The sequence below is a fragment of the Bacillus sp. JJ664 genome (assembly GCF_036962205.1).
In the GTDB taxonomy this organism is placed as follows: Bacteria; Bacillota; Bacilli; order Bacillales; family Bacillaceae_G; genus Gottfriedia.
The window spans coordinates 1-11,742 of the sequence record NZ_JBALMS010000036.1 but is presented as its reverse complement, the minus strand read 5'-3'; the positions used below and the strand labels follow the sequence as shown (position 1 = coordinate 11,742).

Annotated in this window: 10 protein-coding genes and 1 pseudogene; all 11 read left to right on the top strand. The window is 33.9% G+C overall.

Annotation, left to right across the window (positions count from 1 at the left end; genetic code table 11):
- Window positions 1-551: pseudogene (locus V7056_RS06135) on the top strand (hypothetical protein); the annotation flags it as partial.
- Entirely contained in the window at window positions 548-829 is a 282-nt protein-coding gene (locus V7056_RS06130; protein WP_499700258.1) for an EscU/YscU/HrcU family type III secretion system export apparatus switch protein, read from the top strand. The pseudogene V7056_RS06135 and the gene V7056_RS06130, both read left to right, overlap by 4 nt.
- 351 nt (window positions 830-1,180) lie before the next feature.
- Window positions 1,181-2,341: an ADP-forming succinate--CoA ligase subunit beta gene (sucC, locus tag V7056_RS06125; RefSeq protein ID WP_499700256.1), complete on the top strand. Its 1,161-nt coding sequence runs from the start codon at window positions 1,181-1,183 to the stop codon at window positions 2,339-2,341.
- A gap of 28 nt (window positions 2,342-2,369) precedes the next feature.
- Complete coding sequence (gene sucD, locus V7056_RS06120; protein ID WP_499700254.1) at window positions 2,370-3,284, top strand: succinate--CoA ligase subunit alpha; 915 nt, start codon at window positions 2,370-2,372, stop codon at window positions 3,282-3,284.
- Window positions 3,285-3,564: 280 nt separating this feature from the next.
- Window positions 3,565-4,212, top strand: a complete 648-nt coding sequence (gene dprA / locus V7056_RS06115) for a DNA-processing protein DprA (protein ID WP_499700260.1) — start codon at window positions 3,565-3,567, stop codon at window positions 4,210-4,212.
- A 240-nt stretch (window positions 4,213-4,452) separates the two neighbouring features.
- Window positions 4,453-6,528: a type I DNA topoisomerase gene (topA, locus tag V7056_RS06110; protein ID WP_499700252.1), complete on the top strand. Its 2,076-nt coding sequence runs from the start codon at window positions 4,453-4,455 to the stop codon at window positions 6,526-6,528.
- A gap of 112 nt (window positions 6,529-6,640) precedes the next feature.
- Window positions 6,641-7,942, top strand: a complete 1,302-nt coding sequence (gene trmFO / locus V7056_RS06105; RefSeq protein WP_499700250.1) for an FADH(2)-oxidizing methylenetetrahydrofolate--tRNA-(uracil(54)-C(5))-methyltransferase TrmFO — start codon at window positions 6,641-6,643, stop codon at window positions 7,940-7,942.
- Window positions 7,943-8,006: 64 nt separating this feature from the next.
- Entirely contained in the window at window positions 8,007-8,906 is a 900-nt protein-coding gene (gene xerC, locus V7056_RS06100; RefSeq protein ID WP_087998553.1) for a tyrosine recombinase XerC, read from the top strand.
- Window positions 8,907-8,950: 44 nt separating this feature from the next.
- Entirely contained in the window at window positions 8,951-9,496 is a 546-nt protein-coding gene (gene hslV / locus V7056_RS06095; RefSeq protein ID WP_087998552.1) for an ATP-dependent protease subunit HslV, read from the top strand.
- Window positions 9,497-9,507: 11 nt separating this feature from the next.
- Complete coding sequence (gene hslU, locus V7056_RS06090; protein ID WP_499700248.1) at window positions 9,508-10,902, top strand: ATP-dependent protease ATPase subunit HslU; 1,395 nt, start codon at window positions 9,508-9,510, stop codon at window positions 10,900-10,902.
- A gap of 34 nt (window positions 10,903-10,936) precedes the next feature.
- Window positions 10,937-11,716, top strand: coding sequence for a GTP-sensing pleiotropic transcriptional regulator CodY (codY, locus tag V7056_RS06085; RefSeq protein WP_464958745.1), 780 nt, complete (start codon window positions 10,937-10,939; stop codon window positions 11,714-11,716).
- Window positions 11,717-11,742 lie beyond the last annotated feature (26 nt).

The window sequence follows — 11,742 nt, the reverse complement described above, 5'->3', positions numbered from 1 at the left end:
ATGAACAATTTCCTACCTTAAAAGAAATTGCTTTAAAAGCATTAAATAGTAATTTACCTGAGGGAATAAAGCAACCAATAGAGCAATTGATTACGAAAATTACAGCTGGTCAAATAACAATGATTCATCAAAATGGACCAGAGTATAACTATTCTACGGTAATACCACTCTTTTTAAATAATTGGTCAACCGATTTAACGATTCAATGGACTGGAAAAGAAAGCTCTTCAAATTCTAAGGAAATCCAATCAAATCATTGTCACATTTTATTTTTCTTAGAACTTGAAACATTGAAAGAAACGATGGTAGATGTTTCGATTCAAAATCGAGTCGTAAATGTCACGATTTTTAATAATAACCCAGCATTAAATGCCATGATTTCTTCAACTCAACCATTGATAAAAGAGAGTTTAGCCAAGCATGATTTTCAATTATCGATGATTAAATGTTTACCTTTTAATAATGAACGAGAACAAAAGATGAAAGAGTTAAAATTTAATAATAGTTTACTTTCTAGTCGTGAGTACACAGGGGTCGATTTACTTATATGAAAAATAATCAAGAAAAGAGAAAAGAAGCAATTGCCTTAAAATACAATACAGAACTTGATTCAGCCCCAAAAGTTGTTGCGAAAGGTAAAGGGGTTATTGCAGATGAAATTCTTTCAAAAGCAAAAGAATTTGGTGTTCCAATTCAAGAGGATCCGTCATTAGTAGAGGTACTAAGCCAATTAGAAATTAATCAAACAATACCTGAAGATTTATATAGTGTTGTTGCAGAACTATTTGCTTTTATTTATCGTGCAGATCAGCAATTAAAAAATAAATAGGGATTACGTCATGATGTAAAATGTTCCTTTAGATAAATTTAAAGTAGGAAACACAATTTGACTCCATTGACCAAAAATGACTACGTTTGAATTTCTACTAATTCCAAAGGGAGTCATACAGTTTCCAATCGAATCAACTTTATCGATATTGAACAAATAGCTTTTCAAAAAAAACATATAATAATATTGTAATATGATAAAACTCTTTCATGAAATCTTGATGAAAGGGTTTTCTTTATAAAAATGCATAATATTTTTTTGTTTTCTACTAAAGTATTTACAGTATATTCTGTAAGAGATACAATAGGAATGTGTTTTAATTTGTCTTGTTCTAAAAGGGGAGGATGGATCATGAATATCCATGAGTATCAAGGGAAAGAAATCCTACGAAGCTATGGCGTAAAAGTACCGAATGGTAAAGTTGCTTTCACAGTTGAAGAAGCAGTAGAAGCAGCAAAAGAATTAGGTACAGCTGTATGTGTAGTTAAAGCTCAAATTCACGCTGGTGGTCGCGGTAAAGCGGGCGGCGTAAAAGTAGCGAAAAATTTAGATGAAGTAAATACATATGCTAGTGAAATCCTAGGCAAAGTATTAGTTACTCATCAAACAGGACCAGAAGGTAAGGAAGTAAAGCGCTTACTTATCGAAGAAGGCTGCGATATTAAAAAAGAATATTATGTTGGTTTAGTTTTAGACCGCGCTACTTCACAAGTTGTATTAATGGCTTCTGAAGAAGGTGGAACTGAAATTGAAGAAGTAGCTGAAAAAACACCTGAAAAAATCTTTAAAGAGTATATTGATCCTGCAGTAGGTCTACAAGGCTTCCAAGCACGTCGTATTGCGTTCAATATCAATATCCCAAGTAATCTTGTAAACAAAGCTGTTAAGTTCATGATGGGCTTATATAAAGCGTTTGTTGAAAAAGACTGCTCAATCGCTGAAATTAATCCATTAGTAGTTACTGGTGATGGAGAAGTAATGGCATTAGATGCAAAGTTGAACTTTGATTCAAATGCTTTATATCGTCATGCAGATATTTTAGCTTATCGTGATTTAGAAGAAGAAGATCCAAAAGAGGTTGAAGCTTCTAAGTATGATTTAAACTATATTTCTTTATATGGAAATATTGGATGTATGGTAAATGGTGCTGGACTTGCTATGGCAACGATGGATATCATTAAACACTACAGTGGAGACCCGGCTAACTTCCTTGATGTAGGTGGCGGTGCTACTGCAGAAAAAGTAACTGAAGCATTTAAAATCATCCTTTCTGACCAAAATGTTAAAGGTATTTTCGTTAACATATTTGGCGGAATCATGAAGTGTGACGTAATTGCGCAAGGTGTATTAGAAGCTACAAAACAAGTTGGCTTACACTTACCATTAGTTGTACGTTTAGAAGGTACTAACGTAGATTTAGGTAAGAAGATTCTTAATGAATCTGGCTTAAACATTGTTACTGCAGATTCTATGGCAGACGGAGCACAAAAAATCGTAGCACTTGTAGGTTAAGCTAAAGGGTAAGAAAGGGAGGATAAAAATGAGCGTATTTATTAATAAAGATACTAAAGTCATTGTACAAGGTATTACTGGTTCACAAGGCTTATTCCATACAACTCAAATGTTAGAGTATGGTACTAAAATTGTTGGCGGTGTAACTCCTGGTAAAGGTGGAACTGATATCGCAGGCGTACCTGTATTTAATACAGTTAAAGATGCAGTAGATGCTACTGGTGCAAATGCATCTGTAATCTACGTACCACCAGCATTCGCAGCAGACGCAATCATGGAAGCTGTTGATGCAGAATTAGATATCGCTATTTGTATTACTGAAGGTATTCCAGTACTTGATATGGTAAATGTTAAAAAGTACATGGAAGGCAAAAAGACTAGATTAGTTGGACCTAACTGCCCAGGTGTTATTACGCCTGATGAGTGTAAAATTGGGATCATGCCAGGTTATATTCATAAAAAAGGTCATGTTGGAATCGTATCACGTTCTGGTACATTAACTTATGAAGCTGTTCATCAATTAACTCAAGCTGGTATTGGTCAATCTACTGCTGTAGGTATTGGTGGAGACCCAGTAAATGGCACAAACTTCATCGATGTTTTAAAAGCATTCAATGAAGATCCAGAAACATACGCTGTTATTATGATTGGTGAAATCGGTGGAACGGCTGAAGAAGAGGCTGCTGAGTGGGTTCAAGAAAACATGACAAAACCAGTAGTTGGATTCATCGGTGGTCAAACTGCACCAGAAGGTAAACGTATGGGCCATGCTGGCGCAATCATTGCAGGTGGTAAAGGTACTGCGAAAGAAAAAATGGCTACAATGGAAAGCTGTGGCATTAAAGTAGCAGTTACACCGGCTGTAATGGGCGAAACGTTAATCGGTGTATTAAAAGAGCGTGGCTTATATGAACAATGTAAGACACACGAAGCTTTAGTATAAGATATAACATGAAGTAGCCTCCATATGGGGGCTACTTTCATATCAAGAAAGGAGAAGTAATGAGTAAAGAACAAAGATTAATTCACTTACATACATTTTTATATGATGATTATCATGCAATGAAAAGAATCCTCCTGTATGATCCACAATTAAAGTACCTCTATCAATATTCCCCTTCGTATTTAAGCACTACTTTTCGAATGTCTAAAAGAGCTTCCGAAAAACTTTATCAACAACTTCATTCAACTTCTATTTATGACATTTTGGAGAATCATTCTNNATTACAATTGATAGTGATTTATATCCTATATATTTAAAGGAAATACATGATCCTCCATTTGTTCTTTATTGTTACGGGAATCATAATCTATTAAAAACCAAAAAACTGATTAGTATAATTGGCTCTAGAAAGCCTTCCAATTTGGCAAAAATAAATTGTGATTCAATTATAAATGATCTGATTAGTGATCAATGGGTTATTGTAAGCGGTATGGCTCTTGGCTGTGATGCAATTGCCCATCGTGCTACAATTCATCATCACGGAAAGACTATTGGTGTTATTGGAAGCGGGCTGGATTTTACCTATCCAAAGGAAAATCTGGATTTATATCAAGAAATTGCGAATAAACATTTACTGATTAGCGAGTACCCTCATTATATAAAACCCGAAAAAAGGTATTTTCCAAGGAGAAATAGGATTATTGCAGGACTTTCAAAAGGGTTAATTATATTAGAAGCAAATGAAAGAAGCGGAACGATGATCACAGCAAATTTTGCATTAGATTATGGAAGAGAGGTATTTGCAATACCAGGTCCGATTATAATGGAAGAATATAAGGGAAACCACCGTTTAATACAAGAAGGAGCGAAGTTAATTACCTCATCAAAAGATATATTAGAAGAATTTATAGAATTTACGAAAAAATAAAATAATAAGTTTAGATTACAAAAAATTGACAATACTATTGCGACTTATGTTATTTTATAACTAAAATTAATTTGACTAATGTATAGATAAAACTATACAATTTGAAATTGTATGAAGGAAAATCAAAAAACAAATTGAACTCTTCTTATAATGAAAGTCTTTAAATACATCTTAAAGATAGAAGATAGAAACAGGAATACAGAGAGTTTTGAAAACCGCAACTCTCAGGAGGCTTAAAAAATGGCAGAAAACTTAGTTATAGTGGAGTCCCCTTCAAAGGCTAAAACCATTGAAAAATATTTAGGTAAGAAATTTAAAGTAATCGCATCAATGGGACATGTTCGAGACTTACCAAAAAGTCAAATGGGGATTGAAATAGAAAACGATTACAACCCAAAGTATATTACAATTCGTGGTAAAGGACCTGTACTGAAAGATTTAAGATCAGCAGCTAAAAAAGCTAAAAAAATCTATCTTGCAGCCGATCCAGACCGCGAAGGAGAAGCAATTGCTTGGCATATTGCGAATACATTAAACATTGATATAACTTCAGATTGTAGAGTTGTTTTTAATGAGATTACAAAAGAAGCAATTAAAGAATCTTTCAAAAAACCTAGACCAATCAATATGAATTTAGTAGATGCACAGCAAGCAAGACGAGTTCTTGATCGCCTAGTAGGATACAATATTAGTCCTTTATTATGGAAAAAGGTAAAAAAAGGATTAAGTGCTGGTCGTGTTCAATCAGTTGCATTAAGACTAATCATAGAGCGCGAAAAAGAAATCACTGTTTTCCAACCAGAAGAATATTGGTCGATTAAGAGTAAAGCAATTTCAAAGAAAAATACATTTGATACATTTTTCTATGGAATTAATGGAAAGAAACTTGAGTTAAGCTCTGAAAATGATGTAAATAACGTATTATCACAAATTGATGGAAATGATTTTACAGTTCAAAGTGTGACAAGAAAAGAACGTAAAAGAAATCCAGCAACTGCTTTTACGACATCGTTACTTCAACAAGAGGCTGCTCGAAAATTAAATATGCGAGCAAAAAAGACAATGATGATTGCCCAGCAATTATATGAAGGTATTTCATTAGGCAGTGGTGGGCAAGTCGGTTTAATTACATATATGAGAACAGATTCTACTAGAATCTCAGATGTGGCTGCTGAAGAAGCAAAGTCATATATTAAAGATACTTATGGTGCTGACTACATCGCGACTAATAAAAAAAGCGAAAAAAAATCTGATAAAGTTCAAGATGCTCACGAAGCAATTCGTCCAACTGCTACTTTACGTACACCAGATACGATTAAAGCACATGTAAGTCGAGATCAATATCGTCTTTATAAATTAATTTGGGAACGATTTATTGCAAGTCAAATGGCATCTGCTATATTAGATACGGTTAAAGTGGACTTGATAAATAATGATGTTCAATTTAGAGCAAACGGTTCAACCGTAAAGTTTCCTGGATTTATGAAAGTGTATATTGAAAGTAATGATGACGGTACAGAGGAAAAGGATCGTATTTTACCTCCTTTAAAAGAAGGTGAAACAGTTCAACTTGAAGAGATCCTACCTGAACAGCACTTTACGCAACCACCACCAAGATACACAGAGGCTAGATTAGTCAAAACTTTAGAAGAGCTAGGTATTGGTAGACCATCAACTTATGTACCTACGCTAGAAACAATTCAGAAGCGTGGCTATGTTTCTCTAGACAATAAACGATTTGTACCGACCGAGCTTGGACAAATAGTGTTTGATCTTGTATTGGAATTTTTCCCAGAAGTTATCAATATCGAGTTTACTGTTCAAATGGAAGGCGATCTAGATAAAATTGAAGACGGTAATATAAACTGGATTCAAATTATCGATCATTTTTATAAAGGATTCGAAAAGCATTTAGTTATCGCTGAAAAAGAAATGCAAAAGGTCGAAATTAAAGATGAACCAGCTGGAGAAGATTGTGAATTATGTGGAAGCCCAATGGTATTTAAAATGGGACGATATGGAAAATTCATGGCGTGTTCAAACTTCCCAGACTGTCGAAACACGAAAGCAATCGTGAAGGAAATAGATGTAAACTGCCCTAATTGTAAAGATGGTAGAATCATTGAACGTAAATCAAAGAAAAATCGTATCTTCTATGGATGTAACAATTATCCTGAATGTGATTTCTTATCGTGGGATAAACCAATTGCAAGACCATGTCCAAAATGTGAAAACTTATTAGTAGAAAAGAAAATGAAAAAAGGTATACAAGTTCAATGTGTATCATGCGACTACAAAGAGGACCAACAAGTGTGAGCAATTATTTTGCTCACTTTTCCTTTTCATTTCACTTTTTTAAAAGCTAAATTTAAGAAACAAACAATAAAATAAATACGTAAAGTAGGATACAACGTAGAAGGAGTTATCAATGGAACAATTTATTAACGTAATAGGTGCAGGTTTAGCAGGAAGTGAAGCTGCATATCAAATTGCAAAAAGAGGAATTAAAGTTCATTTATATGAAATGAGACCGGTACGACAAACACCTGCTCATCATACAGATAAATTTGCTGAGTTAGTTTGTAGTAACTCACTTAGAGCAAATACATTAACAAATGCTGTAGGTGTCTTAAAAGAAGAAATGAGAAGACTAGATTCAGTTATTATACGTTCTGCTGACGAATGTGCTGTACCTGCTGGAGGAGCACTTGCAGTTGATCGTCATGAGTTTGCTAGTAAAGTAACTGAATACGTGAAAAACCATCCTAATGTAGTAGTACATAATGAAGAGATGACTGAAATACCAGAAGGACCAACAATCATTGCGACAGGCCCACTAACTTCACCTGAGCTTTCTCAAAAACTAAAAGATTTAACTGGCGAAGATTATTTTTACTTTTATGATGCTGCAGCACCTATTATTGAAAAAGAAACGATTGATTTAAATAAGGTTTATTTAAAATCAAGATATGATAAAGGTGAGGCTGCTTATTTAAATTGTCCAATGACAGAAGAAGAATTTGATCGTTTTTATGAAGCTTTAACGACTGCTGAAACAGTGCCATTAAAAGAATTTGAAAAAGAGATATTCTTTGAAGGATGTATGCCGGTAGAGGTTATGGCAAATAGAGGGAAACAAACATTATTATTTGGTCCAATGAAGCCGGTAGGTTTAGAAGATCCAAAGACAGGTAAGATACCTTATGCAGTTGTTCAACTACGTCAAGACGACAGTGCAGGAACTTTATATAATATAGTAGGATTCCAAACACATTTAAAATGGGGACCACAAAAAGAAGTTATTCAATTGATCCCAGGATTGGAAAACGCTGAGATTGTTCGTTACGGCGTAATGCATCGTAATACATTTATCAATTCTCCGAAGCTATTAGAAGCTACTTATCGATTCAAAGGTAGAGACGATTTATTCTTTGCAGGCCAAATGACTGGGGTAGAAGGATATGTTGAATCTGCTGCTTCAGGATTAGTTGCTGGAATAAATGCAGCTAGATTAGTTTTAGGTAAGGAATTAGTACAGTTCCCAACGGAAACAGCTATTGGAAGTATGGCAAATTATATTACGACAACTAGCGCAAAACACTTCCAACCAATGAATGCTAATTTTGGACTTTTCCCAAGATTAGAAGTAAAAGTTAAGAGAAAACAAGAACGATATGAAGCTTATGCAAATAGAGCATTAGAATCAATTATGAATTTTGTAGAATGTTGAGAAAATAAATTGCAAATAGCTACTATCTATGTTAGTATGTAGTGGCTTGTGAGGAGAAATTACCTTGAATATTAAAATATTGTGTCAATTATTCATTCAGTATTTACAATTAGAGAAAAACTCTTCACAATACACATTAAATAGTTATCAAAAAATTATTGAACAATTTCTAGTTTTTATGGAGCAACAATCCATTTCTTCATTTTCTTCAGTTACATATTTTGATGTTCGTCTTTATTTAACGACTTTACATGATAAACAGTTATCAAGACGTACAGTTTCTAAGCATATTTCTTGTTTAAGAAGTTTCTATCGTTTTCTAATGCGTGAAAACGAAGCGAAAGAAAACCCATTTATTTTAGCATCGCTTCCTAAAAAAGAAACTATGATCCCTAGATTTTTATATAAAGAAGAACTTGAAAAACTATTTACGATTAGCAATCTAGAACATGAGCTTGGTCAACGAAATCAAGCTCTATTAGAATTGCTATATGCTACTGGAATCCGAGTAAGCGAATGCTGTAGTTTGAAATTAAAAGACATTGATTTTCATATTGGGACAATTTTAGTTACTGGCAAAGGAAATAAGCAACGATATGTTCCATTTGGTAGTTTTGCAGAAAAAGCTCTTCATACATATATAGAAGATGGCAGAAATAAACTGATAGTAGCTAACCAGCAAAATAATGATGATCTTTTTTTGAATCATCGAGGAAAGAATCTTACACCAAGAGGAGTAAGAGTAATTCTAGAAAAGATGATCAAAGAAACTTCGTTAACAAACAAGATTCATCCACATATGTTAAGACATACTTTTGCAACACATATGTTAGATAGTGGAGCAGACATTCGTAGTGTTCAAGAACTGTTAGGACATGAGAATTTATCTTCTACACAAATCTATACACATGTTACGAAAGAAAGATTACAAAAAGTATACAATCTACATCATCCTAGAGCTTAAAATATGCTCATTTTTAGAAATCGGTATTTCTAAGGAGGATTCAAATGTCCAATTTTCACGCTACAACGATATTCGCGATACAACACAATGGTAAAAGTGCAATGGCAGGTGACGGTCAAGTTACATTTGGAAATGCAGTCGTAATGAAGCACACTGCAAGGAAAGTTAGGAAACTTTTTAATGGAAAGGTTCTTGCTGGATTTGCAGGTTCTGTTGCCGATGCGTTTACACTTTTTGAGTTATTTGAAGGCAAACTCGTCGAATATAATGGAAATATTCAACGAGCAGCAGTTGAATTAGCCAAAAAATGGCGTACAGATCGAGTACTACATAAACTTGAAGCATTGCTGATCGTAATGGACCATAACTCATTATTATTAATTTCAGGAACTGGAGAAGTAATTGAGCCTGATGATGGAATTCTTGCGATTGGCTCTGGAGGCAACTATGCATTAGCTGCTGGTAGAGCATTAAAAGAAAACGCCGGAGATAATCTTACAGCTAAACAAATAGCTTATGCAAGTTTAAAAACTGCAAGTGATATTTGTGTTTATACAAACGGAAATATAATTTTAGAAGAATTAGAATAGGAGAGTGTGTAATGAGTACTTCTTTCACGCCGCGTCAAATTGTTGAAAAACTTGATCAATACATTGTTGGCCAACATCAAGCGAAAAAGGCAGTAGCAATTGCACTCAGAAATCGTTATCGTAGAAGTCTACTAGAAGATTCTTTCCGTGAAGAAATTTCACCTAAAAATATACTAATGATTGGACCAACAGGGGTAGGTAAAACAGAAATTGCTAGAAGGATGGCAAAACTTGTTGGTGCGCCTTTTATTAAAGTAGAAGCGACGAAGTTTACAGAAGTTGGTTATGTTGGAAGAGATGTCGAATCTATGGTTCGAGATTTAGTTCAAACTGCCATTCGTATTGTAAAAGAAGATCGCATGAATAAGGTGAAAGAACAAGCTGAAAAAAACGCAAATCAAAGGTTAGTTAAAATTCTTGTCCCAAGTATAAAAAAACAATCATCGTTTAAAAATCCACTTGAGATGCTTTTTAATCAGGATTCGCAAAACTCAGATTCAGAGCAAGATGAGAATGATACAGAAATAACATCAAAGAGAAGAAATATAGAATTTCAACTATTATCTGGAAAACTAGAAGATGAGCTTGTATCCATTGAAGTAGAACAACAACAAGCACCAATGTTAGATTTTATGCAAGGAACCGGAATGGAACAAATGGGAATGAACTTTCAAGAATCACTAGGTGGTTTATTTCCAAAGAAAACGAAAAAAAGAAAGCTTTCCGTAAAAGAGGCTCGTAAAATTCTTACGAATGAGGAAGCTCAGAAATTAATAGATATGGATGAAGTTACTCAAGAAGCGGTTTATAAAGCGGAGCAATTAGGTATTATTTTTATAGATGAAATTGATAAAATTGCAAGTAAACAAAATAGTAGTACGCAAGATGTATCAAGAGAAGGCGTTCAGAGAGACATATTACCAATTGTAGAAGGAAGCACTGTCGTAACAAAATATGGCCCAGTCAAAACAGACCATATCTTGTTTATCGCAGCTGGTGCTTTCCATACTTCAAAGCCTTCAGATTTAATACCAGAATTACAAGGACGATTTCCAATTCGAGTAGAACTGGGTAAACTATCAGTTGAAGACTTTGTACGTATTTTAGTTGAGCCAGATTTTTCAATTATTAAACAATATAAAGCTTTATTGTCTACAGAAGGTATACAAATCGAATTTTCTGACGATGCTATACGTAGAATCGCAGAAATAGCGTTTGAAGTAAATCAATCTACTGATAATATAGGTGCTAGAAGACTTCATACAATTATGGAAAAGCTCCTTGAAGACTTATCATTTGAAGCGTCAGAAATCCAAATGGGTACTATTCTTATTACTCCGCAATACGTAAATGAAAAACTCGCAAATATTGCAAAAGATAAAGATATTAGTCAATTTATCTTATAGGAAACGTACAATTAAATAGGAGGCATTTAGAAAGATGCAATTATTAGACAAAACGAGAAAAATAAATAAGTTATTACAACAATCAGCAGGTAAGCCAGTTAATTTTAAAGAAATGGCTGATACTTTAGAAGAAGTAATTGAATCAAATGTATTTGTATTAAGCCGTAAAGGAAAGTTATTAGGATACGGTCTTCACCAAAAGATTGAAAATGAGCGTATGCAAAAAATGTTTAGTGATCGTCAATTCCCTGAAGAATACACTCAAAGTCTTTTTAATATTAATGAAACTTCTTCAAACCTTGATATTGAAAGTGAATATACTGCTTTCCCAGTTGAAAATAAAGAATTATTTGCTGGTGGATTAACAACAATCGTTCCTATTATCGGTGGTGGTGAGCGTTTAGGTACACTAGTACTTGCACGTATCAACCATGAATTTGAAAATGATGATCTAATTCTAGCAGAATATGGTGCAACAGTAGTTGGTATGGAGATTCTTCGCGAAAAAGCTGAAGAAATCGAAGAAGAAGCAAGAAGTAAAGCGGTTGTACAAATGGCAATTTCATCACTATCTTACAGTGAGTTAGAAGCTATTGAACATATTTTCGAAGAGTTAAACGGTTATGAAGGTCTTTTAGTAGCAAGTAAAATTGCTGACCGTGTAGGTATTACTAGATCAGTTATCGTTAATGCTTTACGTAAATTAGAGAGCGCTGGTGTTATTGAATCACGTTCACTTGGTATGAAAGGTACTTATATTAAAGTACTTAATGATAAATTCTTAGTAGAATTAGAAAAATTAAAATCTAACTAATATATGAACAACAAAAAACCTTATCC